The 16,032-nt window shown below is 46.4% G+C and carries 15 protein-coding genes; 13 read left to right on the top strand and 2 right to left on the bottom strand.

Translation table 11 applies throughout. The annotated features are described in order from the left end of the window. Positions 1-16: 16 nt before the first annotated feature. The 5 genes from R7127_RS00360 to R7127_RS00380 all read left to right on the top strand — a co-directional run bounded on the left by R7127_RS00360 (position 17) and on the right by R7127_RS00380 (position 5,630). Entirely contained in the window at positions 17-1,300 is a 1,284-nt protein-coding gene (locus R7127_RS00360; protein WP_318148275.1) for an FAD-dependent oxidoreductase, read from the top strand. 548 nt (positions 1,301-1,848) lie between these two features. Continuing rightward, positions 1,849-2,139, top strand: a complete 291-nt coding sequence (locus R7127_RS00365) for a helix-turn-helix domain-containing protein (protein WP_203344839.1) — start codon at positions 1,849-1,851, stop codon at positions 2,137-2,139. Next, a complete protein-coding gene (locus tag R7127_RS00370) occupies positions 2,129-3,478 on the top strand; it encodes a type II toxin-antitoxin system HipA family toxin (RefSeq protein WP_203344840.1) in 1,350 nt (449 codons plus the stop codon). The genes R7127_RS00365 and R7127_RS00370 overlap by 11 nt, the downstream gene beginning before the upstream one ends. A gap of 18 nt (positions 3,479-3,496) precedes the next feature. Further along, entirely contained in the window at positions 3,497-4,501 is a 1,005-nt protein-coding gene (locus R7127_RS00375; protein WP_318142744.1) for an SEC-C domain-containing protein, read from the top strand. A gap of 10 nt (positions 4,502-4,511) precedes the next feature. Next, the gene (locus tag R7127_RS00380; protein ID WP_203344842.1) at positions 4,512-5,630 is read left to right on the top strand and encodes a hypothetical protein; all 1,119 of its coding nucleotides are present in this window, start codon (positions 4,512-4,514) and stop codon (positions 5,628-5,630) included. A 143-nt stretch (positions 5,631-5,773) separates the two neighbouring features. Here R7127_RS00380 and R7127_RS00385 read toward each other — a convergent pair whose 3' ends face one another. Next, positions 5,774-7,087 (bottom strand): ATP-binding protein, encoded by a 1,314-nt coding sequence (locus tag R7127_RS00385; protein WP_203344843.1) that lies wholly within the window; start codon positions 7,085-7,087, stop codon positions 5,774-5,776. Between the two features lie 393 nt (positions 7,088-7,480). Between R7127_RS00385 and R7127_RS00390 the strand changes: the two genes are divergently transcribed. The 8 genes from R7127_RS00390 to R7127_RS00425 all read left to right on the top strand — a co-directional run bounded on the left by R7127_RS00390 (position 7,481) and on the right by R7127_RS00425 (position 15,154). Further along, on the top strand, positions 7,481-7,723 hold the full coding sequence (locus R7127_RS00390; protein WP_045610741.1) for a helix-turn-helix transcriptional regulator: 243 nt from the start codon (positions 7,481-7,483) through the stop codon (positions 7,721-7,723). Continuing rightward, positions 7,710-9,449: a DUF927 domain-containing protein gene (locus tag R7127_RS00395; RefSeq protein WP_203344844.1), complete on the top strand. Its 1,740-nt coding sequence runs from the start codon at positions 7,710-7,712 to the stop codon at positions 9,447-9,449. Before R7127_RS00390 ends, R7127_RS00395 begins: the two co-directional genes overlap by 14 nt. Positions 9,450-9,742: 293 nt before the next feature. Beyond that, positions 9,743-10,075 carry a MarR family transcriptional regulator gene (locus R7127_RS00400; RefSeq protein ID WP_203344845.1) on the top strand — a complete coding sequence of 111 codons (333 nt, stop codon included), beginning with the start codon at positions 9,743-9,745 and terminating at the stop codon, positions 10,073-10,075. 10 nt (positions 10,076-10,085) lie between these two features. Continuing rightward, a complete protein-coding gene (locus R7127_RS00405; protein ID WP_203344846.1) occupies positions 10,086-13,226 on the top strand; it encodes a DUF3427 domain-containing protein in 3,141 nt (1,046 codons plus the stop codon). Positions 13,227-13,231: 5 nt separating this feature from the next. Then, the gene (locus R7127_RS00410) at positions 13,232-13,681 is read left to right on the top strand and encodes a hypothetical protein (RefSeq protein ID WP_238938848.1); all 450 of its coding nucleotides are present in this window, start codon (positions 13,232-13,234) and stop codon (positions 13,679-13,681) included. 38 nt (positions 13,682-13,719) lie between these two features. Then, positions 13,720-14,163, top strand: a complete 444-nt coding sequence (locus tag R7127_RS00415; protein ID WP_203344847.1) for a hypothetical protein — start codon at positions 13,720-13,722, stop codon at positions 14,161-14,163. A 9-nt stretch (positions 14,164-14,172) separates the two neighbouring features. Beyond that, positions 14,173-14,700 carry a type II toxin-antitoxin system MqsA family antitoxin gene (locus tag R7127_RS00420; protein ID WP_174170359.1) on the top strand — a complete coding sequence of 176 codons (528 nt, stop codon included), beginning with the start codon at positions 14,173-14,175 and terminating at the stop codon, positions 14,698-14,700. Further along, positions 14,693-15,154 (top strand): preprotein translocase subunit SecB, encoded by a 462-nt coding sequence (locus R7127_RS00425; RefSeq protein ID WP_203344848.1) that lies wholly within the window; start codon positions 14,693-14,695, stop codon positions 15,152-15,154. The genes R7127_RS00420 and R7127_RS00425 overlap by 8 nt, the downstream gene beginning before the upstream one ends. Before the next feature lie 125 nt (positions 15,155-15,279). On the opposite strand, the gene R7127_RS00430 is transcribed toward R7127_RS00425, so the two are convergent. Beyond that, positions 15,280-15,966 carry a hypothetical protein gene (locus R7127_RS00430; protein ID WP_203344849.1) on the bottom strand — a complete coding sequence of 229 codons (687 nt, stop codon included), beginning with the start codon at positions 15,964-15,966 and terminating at the stop codon, positions 15,280-15,282. Positions 15,967-16,032 lie beyond the last annotated feature (66 nt).

Genomic DNA, 16,032 nt, shown 5'->3' on the forward strand with positions numbered 1-16,032 from the left:
AGCCAGTAGGTAGAACATGACACAATCCGCGAAACATACCCCTTTTAACGACGAGCCCACCGTTGCGGTAGTGGGGGCTGGAGTGGTGGGGCTTTGTACCGCCCTAGAAGCACAGCGTCATGGCTTTCAAGTCACTTTGTTTGACAAGGGTTTGCCGGGTGAAGGCGCTTCGTTTGGTAATGCTGGCTATTTAGCTACAGAACTGATTGACCCTCTGGCAACGAAAAAGACACTGGCTGCCGCGCCAAGGATGTGGATGGATCCCAAGGGGCCGTTGGCCCTTCCTTGGAAGTATTTACCTCAAGCCCTGCCTTGGTTGGCGCGTTTTGTTCGCTCGGCTTCTTCTGCACGAGTGGAGGCAAGCCGACAAGCGCTCTACCAACTCAATCAAGCGGCCGTTCCTGCTTGGCAACGCTGCTTGTCTGATATAGGGGCCGAAGAATATCTTGTTCCGTCAGGTTACCTGTTGGTATGGGAGTCAGAAAATAAGTTAGACGAGGCCAAAACGCATGCTGCTTACCTTGCTCAATGGGGCATAGAAAGTGTCCTACTGCAGGGCGCACAACTGAGGGAAAAAGAGCCAGAGCTGGCTGAGACTGTCAGTCACGCTCTGTTTTTCCCTAATGCGTGTCGAGTGAAAGATCCTTACTTACTGTCGAAGCAACTGTTTGCGGTTTTTCAAGCGCGCGGTGGGTGTTTTGAACAAACAGAAGTGAGTGAAATTCTTCCGCAAGAGAACGCCGTTGGGGTGGTTACGGCGACGAGTCAAAATAAGTTCGAGCATGTGGTGCTTTGCACCGGCGCTTGGGGTAAGCCTCTGTTAGAACAAACAGGGATATCTGTTCCACTTGAAGCGGAGCGCGGGTACCACTTGACGATAGAGATTGCCGACATGGAGACGCCGCCACTCCAACATCCGATTGGCTCTGCGGAGCGTAAATTTGTGATGAGCCCTTTGGCGTCTGGTTTAAGGGTGGTTGGGATCACTGAAATAGGTGGCTTGCGTTTACCTGAGTTTGCTCGCAGGTTTAATCTGCTGCGTCATCACAGTAGGCAACTATTGCCTCGATTAAACAACCCTGCTCTTAAAGTGAGTGAATGGATGGGACATAGACCGACTCTGGCGGATTCGTTGCCAGTGATAGACCAGCACCCGCGTCATCCACGGTTATTGTTTGCCTTTGGGAATCAGCACTTGGGGCTGACTCAAGCCGCCATTAGTGCAGAGTTGGTTATTAGCCTATTGCGCCAAGTGGAGCCTGAGTTTGACATGAAGCCGTATCGGGTAGACCGATTTTAAGACCCACAGAAAGAAGATAGTAGCGTGATAAAAACGCACGTCGAACGGAGATCTCACATGTCGATTCACACTGGCACATCATTGATATATTGCCACTTACCTGCGCCTGATTAGGCCCCGCAGATTCGTGGTTGATGATGAATTCCATGGATGTGTATAGAAGAGCGAAATAAGAAAGCCCTTTTAATTAAGGGCTTTATACATGGGCATGGAACTGGTCTGAATCTATTCTATATTCTGGATCTGCTCATTGAGTAGCGGCCTAGACTCTAACAAACTCAATAAGTTATCGAAAAGAAACCGCTCAAAAATGCCTGTTTGCCCACCAAACTGCCCACCACTTGCCTATGGCTTTTACTAAATCTTAGTGGTTAGCAATGGAAAAACAGTGCCGTTTTTATGCTGCTGTTAGAGCTAAAACATAGCAGTTTTGAAGGGCTTTATCGAGTAATTTTTTCAACATTTCACTTTATAATGGATACAATGATATCCACTTTCTGTTTTATTTTGCTATTATAGATATAACTGTATCTATTTGGTCTTTGCGGATGAAATTTACCTTACTTGATGATACCGATGTAAGCCAAGCCTATGCGGCTTATTTACGTGAGTTACGAAAGCAGGCAAAGCTGTCGCGCGCTGCATTGGCTGAGCGAAGCTGTGTACCTGCGGCCACCATTAAGAAATTTGAGCTGACCGGGCAAATTTCATTTCGCCAATTGCTGTTGCTATGGCAGACCCTTGATTCGCTAGAGAGGCTCTATCAGCTCACACAACCTAGCAAAGAACGTGCTGTTATACCCACGAGTATTGATGAGGTGCTAAAAGATGAGTTTTAAACCGATTCAGAAGCTTAATGTTACTCGTACGCTAAGCTCAGGTGAGCAGATATCTGTTGGAGTCTTGGCGCAGAATCGGCAAGGCGTTTTTTTTCAGTATACTGACGACTATTTGCAGCAGTTTGGCAATTTATCACCGTTTACCTTGCAAGCGAATACGCTAGTTCAAGCCGCACCTAAAGCGCCGCACCAAGGTGTACATGGCGTATTTGGAGATTGTTTGCCCGATGGCTGGGGCATGTTGTTACAAGATCGTATTTTCCGGCAAAAGGGCATCCTACCTAATCAATTAACGGCGATGGATAGACTGGCCTTTGTCGGTGATAAAGGCATGGGAGCGCTGTCTTTTTCTCCGGTGTCTGAGTTTTCAGCCACGACATACGCGGACATTGATTTAGCAACCTTGGGCTTAGAAGCACAAACGCTGTTCGATGCTTCAATGTCAGATTTGATGGATAGCAACCACGATGAGTTAGATGGGCATACGCAACAGGTATTGGCTGCATTAGTCGCCGGAGGTAGTTCGGGTGGGGCCAGACCTAAGGCACAAATTTATATGCCTGCTGGGGAAATAAAGCATTGTCGAACCTTCGCTCTGCTTGGAGATGAGGCTTGGCTGGTGAAGTTTACCTCTAAAAATCTCGCACTTGGCCATGAAGAAGGTTTGTGTGAGGCGGTTTATTTACAAATGGCAGAAGTTGCTAAGTGTCAACCGCCGCAATGGCAACTCATTGAAGCACCACCTACAAGCGGTGCGTCTGCTTGGTTGGCGCTTAAGCGTTTTGATTATGTCACTGAACAGGCCGACTTAGGCAGAAAGCGCAGTGCAGGTCGATTGCATATGCACAGCGCTTGCGGGCTGCTGGATGCAGACTTTCGAACGCCAAGCTTAGATTATATTGACTTGATCAAAGCCAGCCGTCAGTTGTGTAAATCCCCCGCTGCTGGGCAGCTGCAATTTCGCCGTGCCGTTTTTAACCTGCTGTCGTCTAATCAAGACGACCACAGTAAAAACTGGGCGTTTTTGCAAGCGGATGACGGTCAATGGAACCCTGCACCTTTTTACGATGTTACCTACAGCCCGCATCCATTCAACGAACACGCCACTGCTTTCGGTGGTTATGGCAAAGCGCCATCGCTTAAGGTGATGCAAAAACTTGCTACTAGTGCTGGCTTTGCGAATTGGAATGATGCAAAGCAAGTTTTTGAAGAAGTCGCAGAAGCCATCAGCCAATTTACGTATCTTGCCAAGCAACAAGGGATCAGTAAAACAACAGTGTCTGCGATTGCTAAGACATTGGATCAGCGTAAACAAGAAAATGCAGCGCTTTTTCTATAACAATAAGAAGGGACAGTAATGAAGCTCGGCCGAAACGATCCTTGCCATTGTGGCAGTGGTAAAAAATTTAAACGTTGTTGTATGAGCAGCGTTTCCAAGCAACATGCCCAAGTTTTCGATGATGTTGAAGCTATGCTGGCCATGAACCCAAATTTGAGTCTTGATGAACTCAATGCCGCTTTGCAGCACAAAGTGCAAGATCGCAATAATCAACCTCATCCCGATTTTTGTGGCGTAACGCCAACACAAATGGCCAATTGGCTTTATGCGCCTTTTGATGAATTAAAGTGGGTGACAATTTGCACTCCCGACTCTCTTTCTGCCAGCCCAGTGATGCGCTATTTAGCCCTCATTCTTGATGAAGCTATGGCGCAAGAAGGCTCCTTCAAAGCCACAAGTAAAGGCAACTTACCCGCTAAGTTAGTCAAACAGGCCAGTGAGTTGTTGCCTGAGTTTGCCGTTGCTCAATTCGAACGTGATATAAGCATTAGCGAGTTTGCGGGTAGCAACGAAGACAAATTCAATGCCTTGCACTACACCAGAGTGCTAGCCGAAATTAGCGGCATTATTTACCGGCGAAGCGGTCGTTATCATGTTAAAAAGTCAGCAAAAAAGCAGTATCAAGCGCTAGGCATACAGGCCTTTTTCAAACCTATGTTAGAGGTCGCCATCAGCAAATATAACTGGAGCTATTTGGACGGTTTTGAATACGATGTCGACTTGCGCACTTTTTGGCTGTTTATGCTGTGGCGTATTCAAAGCCACAACAGTGTGGATCAGCTTGTGAAAGAGGTGATGACAGCTTTCCCTGATCTATTGCTGGTATTCCCTACGGATGATTACTTCTCGCCAGAAAGAAACTTAAGTATGCTCATCGAATCACGATTTATTGAGCGATTTTTGCAGTTTTGGGGATTTGTAACGATTGACCCAAGACGTTATATAAACGCTGAACAAGTCGCTAGAGTGATTCAGGTACAGCCTTTGTTAAAACAAACTTTTCAATTCACCATAAATAGATAGCAAGGTCATCGTGAGCGAATATCAATACTATAAATTTGAGCGTCTGGATGGGTATTTAGATGCTAAAGCACGTCAAGCACTCAGAGCCATTTCAAGCCGTGCCGAGATCAGCGCTACGGCCTTTCAGGTGTATTACACCTACAGTGATCTAAAGGCCGAGCCTTTTGAGCTGATGTTAAAATACTTTGATATCGGTTTTTACTATGCCGATTGGGGCTCAATCGATGTATACATCAAGCTACCAGCAGGAACGCTTCCAGATGCGTTACTTGGCTTTTCAAGTGATGGACTTCATGTTCACGAAAACGATGAGTGGCAGTTGCTGATTTTTTCCCTTGATGAGTATGATGAGTATTTTGACGATGAGCATGCTGACGACTTTTTCCAGCATTTAGCCGCTTTACGCGGCGGGTTAATGCAAGGGGATTGGCGCCTTGTGTACTTTATGTGGCTCAAAGCGTTTGATTTTAATGATGGCGTTGAGCGAGTGCCGTTAATTCAATTCGATTTTGAGCACCTCAGTGAAGAGGAGCAGGCGTTTGCAGCGCTGTATGATATTCCCTTAGCATTGGTTAAGGCACTCGCCATGGTGCTGAAGGAGCAACCCAGTCACCTAGCCAAACAAACCCAATTTCAATTTGATGAATGGATCCATAATCTCTCGCAAGCAGAGAAAGACACGCTATTACGCACGTTGTTTGAGCAAGGCCAGCTAACCCGTCACCAAGCCTTAGCGCTGACGCGAAAAGAACCTGTCAACACAGACGAGATCTATCAATACTGGTTAACCTCCGCCGTCATTTCTCCTTTCATTGAGCAAGCGCAAAGTCAATTACAGCAAGAGCAAGCCGCAGCACTCGCAAAAAAATTAGCTATCGAAAAAGCGGAAAAAGAAAAAGCGTTGACGGATATCTACAATCAACGTGAGCACTACTGGCAGCAATCACAAGAGCAAGCGGATCGAACTTGCGCCAGTGGTTACGATGCGGCATCACGCTATCTGCATCAGCTGTTTGAGGCCTATCAGTTCAAAGCGGATGAAGCGGCGTTTGAACAACGCTTTAAGCGCTTTGTTGTGGCGAATAATAGCCGTAAAGCACTGTTAAATCGCTTGAGTGATTTGCTTTAAACGATGAGGCGATAGGCTGGCCAAATGACGTTAGCAAAAAACCGATTGAGGGTTGGTTGAAAGGTTGTAAGCCCACCAAAGGTCTACAAATTGTTACCTATGAAGTCACTTTGTGTAGACCTCGGGGTCTAAGCAACGCGCTTTTACCATCTCTGTGGTAAATACTGAGTGAAATACAAAGGCATCACGATATTGGTTTGCTCTAATGCGGATGAGCCTTGTGTACCCGTTAACTTAAAGGTTTTACTTGGAGTACATTTTTCAACGTAGGATGCCAACGATTTTGCTCTTGTACGTTTACCACTTTTGACCTCCACAGGGACGATATCGCCTTCATCGGTCGCCAAAATAAATTCGATTTCGGCGCGGGCGTCATTCCATGAATAGCTTGGGTCAACGCCAATGGCAGTGAGCTCTTGTTGCACAAAGTTTTCAGCCACATAACCTTTGTATTCATAGTTTTGTTGCTTAATTTCTTTATAACTGCTGCCGAGCATATGATTAAGCAGGCCCACATCAAACAGAAACAGTTTCACCATATTTTCTTTTTTATAGGCCGCTAACGGAGATTTCGGCAATCCTTCAATAGGGTAGTTTGGCAAAGCTAAGCGGCAGCAGTTAAGCCAATGGATCGCGGTTTCAAAATCGCTATAACGAGATTTACGCTCATGCACATGCTTAAATTTAAAGCGTTTAACCGACTCATCGCTGACAAGTGATAGCTGGGCTGGAATGCTATTAAATACCGATTCAATCAGTGTGGCGTCGACCTTGCCCGCGTACTTACCAAAATCGCGGCGATAACCTTCCACTAAATCGGCATGAATTTTTGTGACTTTTTCAACACGCTCTAGAATGCTTGAATCCTTATACTGATACCAAGCAGAAACGGCTTCCGGCATACCACCAGTAAAAAAGTAGTCAGTGAGTTTGTCCATCAATTTGGTGTGTACTGCCGGTGTGCTTGCTTGACTATCAAACGCTTTGATCAGCGCTTGCTCGTTGGATGCGTAAATAAATTCTTGGAAGGTCAGTGGTCGTAAATTGTATTGTTCTACCTTGCCCACAGGGAAGGTGTTGAGCAAACCAATATTCGAGCCGCTGGCAGCGACAAAATAGGACGGTGCTTTTTCAGCAAAGTACTTTAGTGAGGTAACGGCACGTTCACATTCGCCAATTTCATCTAATATCAGCAGATCGGTTTCTGGGTTGAACGCTTGGTTGGTTAACAACTCAATGTTCATTACTAGCTCGTCAGGTGACAACGAGCCATCGAACGCTTCTTTGTAGGCAGGGTTTTCAAGGAAGTCGATACGAAGGATGTTGGCAAAGGTGCTCCCAAATAACTCTTGTAGCAGATAGGTTTTACCTGTTTGTCTTGCACCATCGATCAATAATGGCTTGCGCACCGGTTGATTTTTCCATGCTATTAGGGCGTTTAGTAAGTTGCGCTGCATTGTCATTTCCCGCCAATTTAGACTGTTAACTGCCTGTAGTATAACTCAGTCTACACTTTTACGCGCAGAAAAGTGTGATATTTTACATTTTTATGCGCGTAAAAGTGTTGTGGCGTTCTAATTGAGCAAGACTCTCCCTTTTTGAAAAAGCTTTTGGCACTCATCCCTTGGGCTTTTGGGGCAGTCTGGGCAAAGCCTTAGTTCACGCCACTTAGGCACACACTAACCCTGCCCACAGGGTATTTATGACTTGGGGCATTATGTAAATTCTGGGGCAAGTAGCTACTTGTACCCTCAGAAAGCTGCACGATCCGGGCATTTATCTGCCTACTGCGTCCGTTTAGTACTGGCAAACTCCTAACTGAACTTAACAGATCAGTGAGGAAGCAAACGATGAACCCAACCACACAATCACCCACAAACACATTACACCCAGCGCGTCAGCAGCGGATTTTGCGCTTGCCCGAGGTAAAGGCAAAAACAGGCTTTGGCCGCAGTACCATTTATGCCCTGATGGCCAATGGTGAATTTCCCCGTTCCATTCGTATTGGCGCGCGTGCCGTGGGCTGGTTAGAAAGCGATATCGACCAGTGGATTGAAACCCGCCGTATCGGTGCTGCTTATGGCCGTGGATAAACCATCAGCATTAAACCAATTATCTGCCAGTGATATGCCTAGCAACGAGCCAACATTACCGGCTGGTTTTGCCTATAACGCGCAAAACTGGCTGGTGATGCAACCAGCGGGGCAAGATAGCCCTGTCAAAATCTGTTCTTGGCTGCAAGTAGCTGCTCGTACTCGCGATCCGCAAGGGGACAACTACGGCTATTTATTGCACTGGTTAGACGATGACAATCGCCATCGCTACTGGGCCATGCCAGCAGAACTATTGGCCGGAGACGGCAGCGAGTACCGTCGGATATTACTTAGCCGAGGCATGCGGCTGAGTAACAGTGTCAAAGCGCGGCAGTTGCTCTCGCTGTTTATTCAACAAATGGGCGAACTGGCTACGCAAAAGGCCATTAGCGTGAACTGCATTGGCTGGCATCACCACGCTTATGTGCATCCGCGCCTCACCTTTTACCCAAGCGAACACAACAACCCGCGCATGGTGCTGCAAACCATGCACCCGATAGAAGGCTTTATTCAACAAGGTAGTAGCGACAGTTGGCGGCAGCACGTTGGCCGTTATTGTCTGGATAACCCGCTATTGATTGTTGGTGTCTGCGCTGCGCTGGCCGCGCCTTTGTTGCACTTGTGCGGAGTGGATGGTTTTGGTTTACACCTCTATGGTGCCAGCAGTACTGGTAAAACCGCAGCGCTGTATCCGGCATTATCGGTGTGGGGCGAACCTAATCAACTGCGCCACAGTTGGCGTGCCACGGCCAACGGTTTAGAAGGCACAGCATTAGCGCATAACGATGCCTTGCTGGCGCTCGATGAAATGGGCGAAGTTGACCCAAAAGAGGCAGGTGATGTCGCTTACATGCTTGCCAATGGCCAAGGTAAAACCCGTGCAGGCAAATACGGTGAAATGCGCTTACCCGCCCGTTGGCGCTTGGTGTTTTTATCCACTGGCGAAGTGACGCTTGAAAGCCATCTTGCCAGTATCGGCAAGCGCGTAAAAGCTGGCCAGCAAGTGCGAGTGATTGATCTCAGTGCCGATGCTGGTGCGCAAATGGGCGTGTTTAACCAGAGTCATGGTATGAACGCCGCCGATTTAGCCGATCACCTAAAACAGCAAAGTCGCCAACATTACGGCAGTTTGGCCTTGGACTGGTTACGGTATTTAACGCAGCACAGCGCGCAGGTGCGACCCGTTTTTCAAAACGTACGCCAACCTTTTTTAGCTAGCTTACCAACCGAGGCTGACGGCCAAGTGCGCCGAGTAGCCGAAAAGTTTGCCTTACTTGCTAGCGCAGGCCTGTTAGCCATTCAAGCCAAAGTGCTCGATTGGCCAGCCCAAAGTGTCGAAGCCACCTGCTTAAATCAGCTTAACCAATGGATACTCGCCCGCGGTGGTGTGGCCGCCAATGAAGACCAACAAGCCATTCGCCAAGTGCGCAGCTTTATTGAGCAACATGGCGAAAGCCGCTTTGCGCCCAAACAAAACGGTTACAGCAGCCAAGTACGCCAACGCGCGGGTTGGATAGATACCAGAGGCCCACAAACCCTCTACCTGTTTTACCCAACTGGCTGGCGTGAAGCCACCGAAGGTCTAAGCCCAGATCGCGCCGCCAAAGCGCTGATGGCCGCAGGCTACCTAGTCCCCGATGGCAACCGACCACAGCGCAAAGTCAGCCTGCCCGACAACACCCGCCCACGAATGTACTGCGTGAAAGGCAGTATATTGGATGACTAAAAAGGTGATGAGCCCTGTGAGGGCTTGTCGCCTTTTAGTGTACCGCCAGTCAACCTAAGGGCTGGGCGAGGATTAAAGGCTAAGGCAGACAATACCGCCAGTGTACTGGTTGTGTACTTGCTGAACACTGGGTTTGTAGTCGCCCTAAACGGAAAATATCCTTGCTCTATTATCAGTGGTTGATAAGATGTTCTGGTTATGTATAAGCGTACAGTCTTTTTATTGGCCAAGCGCTTTTTTATCTACTTGCTGGGAACCTAGTGAGCAAACGATTCGAGTAAGCTATGCGAGTAATGAAAAACGCAAAACAATCGCGCTGCGTGATTGGCATTAAAGGGCAAACGCCCGACCCCGATTTCCCCGTTGATATCTGGTTCGACTCACTGAAATCGGTGGCCAATCTGCTGTCGAAAGAAAACCAGCAGATGTTAAAAGTAATCGCCGAACAACAGCCGCAATCGGTCACTGAGCTGGCCATGCTCACAGGTCGAGCGGTCAGTAATGTGTCGAGAACACTGAAAACATTGGGCAAGTACAACTTGGTTGAAATGACAAAATCACAAAATGGACTGGCGGTAAAACTGCGATATCAATCGATGTTGTTATTGATCCAGCCATTAGAATAAAAGGAATATCATGCAACAAGTCGGAATTTATGAGCAGCTTATAACGCAGCTTATCGAGAGTCGTATTGACCGAGAGCGATTCTATGTCGGCGAACGTGAGCTCAATAGCAGTGAAGCATCAACATGGTTATCTCGCTTCCTCTCACACATTCTTGAGTATGCGATTGATGCGGTGCCAGCGGGTGATGATCGGCTGCAACAGCAAATTACTTTGTCCAACCAATTGTTATTGTGGTTAAAAACACAAATTCAGGATGATGATTTTATCGAAGACAACTTGCTTGCCAGTCAAGGTAAAATTCTAACTGCGCTCTATGAGCTCGAAAATCCTGTCTCAGCCGATTTAAAAAATTACATAAACGACATTTTCCCTTTAACAGGTCTAAGCCAAAGCGAGCTGTTTTGTGGCAGTAATGCAGGGTTGTCGCTCGAATCTGAATTAAAGCGGGAGATCTTGTCTGCGGATAAAATCTACTGGTTAGTGTCATTTATTAAGTGGGCAGGGATCCGAATTTTTCGCAAAGAGTTAGAAGAGTTTACTGCTAGCGGCCGCGAGCTAAAAATTATTACTACCTCATATATGGGGGCGACTGACGCGAAAGCGGTTGAGTATTTGGCGAACTTACCCAATACCGAGGTGAAGCTGAGTTATAACACTGAGCGTGAACGGTTACATGCAAAGAGCTATCTATTTTTACGCAACACGGGTTATCACACTGGTTATATCGGCTCTTCCAATCTTTCCCATTCAGCGCTAACCAATGGCTTAGAATGGAATTTAAAAATTACTTCGCAAGAAATCCCACACATTATCAATAAATCATTGAGCACTTTTGAAACCTATTGGGCTTCTCATGATTTTGAACACTTTAGTGGCGATGTAACAAGTAGCGAAAAGCTCAAAAAAGCCTTGAACCAGCAGCGCGGAGATTTTGAGGCTAGTCCTACGCATTTCTTTGATATTTCGCCGTTTCCGCATCAGAGTGACATATTGGAGCAATTGGCCGTTGAACGCAGTGTGCATCAGCGCTTTCGTAATTTAGTGGTGGCGGCAACGGGTACCGGAAAAACCCTTATTTCAGCTTTTGACTTTGCCCGTTTTATCAAAGAAAAACCGCAAGCTAAGTTCCTGTTTGTCGCGCACCGAGAAGAAATATTAAAACAAGCCAGAGCGGCATATCGTGGCGTATTGCGTAATAGTGCTTTTGGTGAGTTGTGGGTTGGCGGGCATACCCCAGAGCATTATCGGCAGCTGTTTGTTTCTATCCAAACTCTGAACAATCAGCTGGAACAGCTTAACCTAACGGCTGACTATTATGACTACATTGTGATTGATGAGGTGCATCATATTGCTGCGACTAGTTATCGCGCAGTGCTGGAGCATTTTTCCCCTGCTATATTACTCGGCCTTACAGCTACACCAGAGCGCCATGATGGTGGCGATATTCTAGCGGATTTTGGCGGTGTGATTGCGGCAGAGATCCGTTTGCCGGAAGCTATTAATCGTCGTCACCTTTGCCCATTTCAGTATTTTGGTATTGATGATGATACTGACCTTCGAACTATCCCGTGGAGTCGTGGGCGATACGATATCGCTCAGCTGACCCATCTTTACACCCACAACCAGGTTCGTTTTAATAAGATTTTGCTGAGTATGCAGGAGATCATCACCGATATTAGCAAAATGAAAGCTTTGGCCTTTTGTGTGAGCAAAGAACATGCACTGTACATGACAGAGCAACTCTTATTAAAAGGCGTTAAAGCGGATTTGTTGACTAGTGATAACAGCCAAGAGCGGCAACAAAAGCAGCAAGCGATTCGTTCTGGCAGCGTTAACGTGCTTTGCGTGGTCGATATTTTTAACGAAGGTGTCGATATTCCCGAAGTTGATACCTTATTGTTTTTAAGGCCAACAGAAAGTTTGACTATTTTCTTGCAACAGCTTGGCCGAGGTTTGCGCTTAGCCGAAGGCAAAGAATGTTGTACCGTGATGGATTTTGTTGGTAATTCACGTCCTGAATACGACTTTGCCAATAAATTTAGAGCTTTAGTCGGTAAAAGTCATCGCGCGATCAGTGATGAAATCAAGCAAGGCTTCCCTCATGCGCCACTCGGTTGTCGCATTGAGTTAAGCAAGCGCACGCAAGAAATGGTACTGAGCAATATTCGTCAAGCTTCATTAACGTTGAAGCGCCTAGTCGCGATGATCCGCCAATATCCTCAGCATTCCACACTGCCGTTAACATTGTCGAATTTCTTAACTTTAAATCCTCACATCGACTTGAATGAGCTTTATAAGCGAGGGAGTTGGTCGCAGCTAGTTCAGCAAGCTAAAGATGAAATCAACGAAAAATCAGTTGAAGAAGAACTGTTGAAAATGCTCAGAAAGGCCATTCATAACCGAATTTTGACCTGTGATGATCATGCCTATTTGAGTTTCTTAAAACAGCTTTGTCAAAGTAACTTTGTTATTGAAGATGCTGACCATCGTTACGCCTTGATGTGTCATTACGATTTTTGGCAAAAAACAGGGCCAGAGTGCGGTTTTGATTCCATTGAACAGAGTTTAGCGAAACTGAATGCTTGCGAGTTAAAAGCAGAGTTACTGGATGTTGTGAATTGGCAACTCGCACAAACCAAGCATGAGCAACCAACAATGCAGGCTTTGCCAGAGGTCGCATTGAGGCTGCATGCACGTTATGCGCGTGAGCAAATATTGGTGGCATTTGGAGCGACCACTTTTGAGCGCAAACCTCCAGCACGCGAAGGGGTATTTGTGTTGAAAGATCAGAATATTGAACTGATGTTTGTCACCTTAGACAAAAATGAAAAGCAATTTTCGCCAACCACTATGTATCACGATTACGCGATCAACGAACATCTCTTTCACTGGCAGTCACAGAACAGTGCAAGGCCCGACAAAGGGCGCGGTTTGGAGTACATCCAGCATCAAAGAATGGGTAAGCGACAGTTTTTATTTGTTCGTGAACAAAGCAAAGATGAATACGGCCGCACTATGGGTTTTGTTAATTATGGTGAAGTGGAGTATGTATCGCATACGGGGTCACAGCCGATGAGTATTACTTGGCAGTTAAAAGAGCCTATGCCCCACTTTATGTGGCAACAAGCCGCAAAGTTGGCAGTGGGCTAGTCTAGATGACAGTGGCATTGGGTGGGCAACGCGGCCGTGATAATGGCTACTTTGAACAATTTGAGCAAGGTACAGCGCAGTGGTATCACCTGCCGCAAAGCACGTTTTTGCAGAAATTTAAGCAGCATATTGCCGAGGAAATTCGCTATTTAGCGTTGGCGTCTACCTCAGACACTCAAAGTTCATCCAAGCAAATTGACAAACTGTGGCCGGTTAAACGAGTCACCGTGTTACCACGCTACGCCATTACCGAAGATCAAGCGGGTAAGAAGTCAGGTTCTGCTGATTTGTATTATTTATTTGAGCTTGGCAAACCGCTATCACTGCAAACGCCAGTGACCAATGTGCCACATCGCCCAATGAAAAACTCGATGAAACTCACAACCTTAACTCGCCTAGAGAGCGTCACTAAGTTTACCGAGGTTGAAAAAGTGTACGAAGCGGCAATGGTGTGAGGCTAAATGTTCAACTTTAACTGGATTAAATTACCATTATGGTAAATAATGCGATAAATGTAAGCGCCTATATTGATGAGCAGCCACCTAATGAAGCTGGCAGTGACAGAATCTATATCGCAGACGGGCCTCTTTATTCATCAGAGTTGGTTAAGGCATTGCTCTCAACCGCTGGTGACAACACTAAGCTATTGACTGAACGTTGTAGAAAAGATGTTCAGACAATGGGATTCGATATTGATGATGTTAAACAGCTAGTTTGTGCCGCTCTGAGTTCAGGAAGTTACCTAAAATCAGAATGGTGCATAGTTGGTCAAACTGATAAGGCTATTTCTTGGGCTGCATGTGATAGTTATCGGCTGTTTAGAAATGAATGGGTGGAGTATGCGCATAAAGAAATGCGCTACGAATACTATGTGAAATTTGCGATAGGCAAGACAGGTAAATTGTTATTACTGGTTTCTTGTCATTTGTCGCGCTGAGGATATGTGATGAATAGTCAAACTTGTCCAATTTGTGAGATGGGCCAATTAACTCTCCATACCGAGAGGGTTACAGTTGAGCATTTAGGTCAGCAAGGCCAAATTGACAGCCAGTATGCAGTGTGTGATTGCTGCGGCAGTGAACAGGCTGGTACTGCTGAAGCTCGCTTTAACAAGCGTGCAATGATTGCTTTTAAAAAGCAGGTGCAAGGCTTGTTAACGGGTAATGAACTCCAGGTCTTGCGTAAACGCTGGGGCTTAAAACAGGCTGATGCTGCAAAAGTGTTTGGTGGTGGCCCTGTTGCGTTTTCCAAGTACGAATCAGACGATGTGATGCAATCAGACGCAATGGATAAACTGCTCCGTTTAGCGGCGGAAGTGCCAGCTGCTTTAGATAAGTTAATGTTGGATGCGGGTGTTGAGCGTAATATCCAGACCAGCTGGAAAAATGTAGCTGTAGTGGATTTTTCATCTACTGCTCGAAAGACGAGAATTGTTGCATCGCACGAACTCGAACTAGAGGCGTGTTATGGTTAAAAAAGTATCAAAATCGTTACAACAGGCTATTGATGCTTTAGTGATACAGGATGTATACGTTAAATCGTGCCAAGCTAAGTGTGTTGAAGACTTTGACCCAAAATCCACGGAACTTGAAGCGTTGTTAGTGCAACAAATGCATGTTGTTCTTCGAAGTGAATTGATCGATATTGATGGCGATGGCCATCTGGTACGCATTTATATCCGTTTGGGGACTCGTTGGGTGAATCCTAAGGAAAATGGCGATCCTGATATTAAAGCCTTTGTTGAAGCAGACTTTATTGCAGAATACCAAGTCGAAGCAGAACTAGAGCAGGAATCGATTGATGAATTTGCACTGAAAAATGCTAGCTACCATGTTTGGCCTTATTGGCGCGAGTTCTTAAGTACTCAATGTGAACGACTGCGTTTGCCAAGGGTTGTTTTACCAACTGTGCAATTTAGCAAACAGTAACTAAAAAGCGACATCAAATAATATCGAGCTATTTGGCGCTTTTGATATTAAAATCGCATCAACAACACCCCTCCCGCTACCCGTCAGAACAGCGCCCTGTGAGGGGTTACTCGTTTTTCAGGCTTCTAATTTTTGGTACCGTAATGAGTTATGGCACCAAAATTCGCTTTCAACCACACATCATTCTCCGGCCCACAAAGGTGGTGCAGTAGAGCTAGGTTTATCTGGTGGCTGATCACGTTGCCGTTTCGTTTTTGGCTCTCCTTTCTAAAACCTCTCAGTAATAACCCCGTACATGATTTTCCCATTTGCTCTGGCGAACTGGGCAGGCAAAAGGCGCGGTTTTGCTGTTTGGGGTGCAAGGTAGCGCGCTTTCCTGTTTTAGACAAAGGCGTGATGCACCAAAAAATACAGGCGTTGGCCGGTGTGTTTGCTTGTAATGTTCTGGTTTGGCTCGTGTAATCCAAATATACCGGTAACAAATGTGCCGGTAACAAAACCAAGCCGCCTTGCGGGTGGCCATCAACCTCAGGTAAAGGTAGCCAATAGAGGTTTGGCCACTGCTCGGGGCTTTGCCATTTTTCTACGATCACTTGTGCGCCAATGCTATTTAGCCATTGGTGAATCGGGCAGCCTAGGTGAGCTTGTTTAACGCGCGGTAACTGATAGGTCAGCCAGCGGGTTAGGCGTTCGGCTGCATTATCGCACTGGCTTAATGCTGGGTAGAGGGTAAATGCGCCATGCCCAACCAGTAAAGTGACCACCTGCTGTATCCATTCTCTATCCAAATCGTTAGCACTTGCCCATAACACGTCACTTATCACCTTGTTGGTTCGTCATGCCGTCTATTTTCAGTCGTCGGGTGAAGACTCAGTGGT

Origin of the sequence: Vibrio sp. 1159 (genome assembly GCF_033340395.1) — a bacterium.
GTDB lineage: Bacteria > Pseudomonadota > Gammaproteobacteria > Enterobacterales > Vibrionaceae > Vibrio > Vibrio alginolyticus.

Coding starts and splice junctions, on each gene's coding strand:
- R7127_RS00405 (WP_203344846.1), top strand. CDS start 10,086: ATGCAACAAGTCGGAATTTATGAGCAGCTTATAACGCAGCTTATCGAG.
- R7127_RS00415 (WP_203344847.1), top strand. CDS start 13,720: ATGGTAAATAATGCGATAAATGTAAGCGCCTATATTGATGAGCAGCCA.
- R7127_RS00420 (WP_174170359.1), top strand. CDS start 14,173: ATGAATAGTCAAACTTGTCCAATTTGTGAGATGGGCCAATTAACTCTC.
- R7127_RS00375 (WP_318142744.1), top strand. CDS start 3,497: ATGAAGCTCGGCCGAAACGATCCTTGCCATTGTGGCAGTGGTAAAAAA.
- R7127_RS00390 (WP_045610741.1), top strand. CDS start 7,481: ATGAACCCAACCACACAATCACCCACAAACACATTACACCCAGCGCGT.
- R7127_RS00410 (WP_238938848.1), top strand. CDS start 13,232: ATGACAGTGGCATTGGGTGGGCAACGCGGCCGTGATAATGGCTACTTT.
- R7127_RS00365 (WP_203344839.1), top strand. CDS start 1,849: ATGAAATTTACCTTACTTGATGATACCGATGTAAGCCAAGCCTATGCG.
- R7127_RS00385 (WP_203344843.1), bottom strand. CDS start 7,087: ATGCAGCGCAACTTACTAAACGCCCTAATAGCATGGAAAAATCAACCG.
- R7127_RS00400 (WP_203344845.1), top strand. CDS start 9,743: ATGAAAAACGCAAAACAATCGCGCTGCGTGATTGGCATTAAAGGGCAA.
- R7127_RS00360 (WP_318148275.1), top strand. CDS start 17: ATGACACAATCCGCGAAACATACCCCTTTTAACGACGAGCCCACCGTT.
- R7127_RS00425 (WP_203344848.1), top strand. CDS start 14,693: ATGGTTAAAAAAGTATCAAAATCGTTACAACAGGCTATTGATGCTTTA.
- R7127_RS00370 (WP_203344840.1), top strand. CDS start 2,129: ATGAGTTTTAAACCGATTCAGAAGCTTAATGTTACTCGTACGCTAAGC.
- R7127_RS00395 (WP_203344844.1), top strand. CDS start 7,710: ATGGCCGTGGATAAACCATCAGCATTAAACCAATTATCTGCCAGTGAT.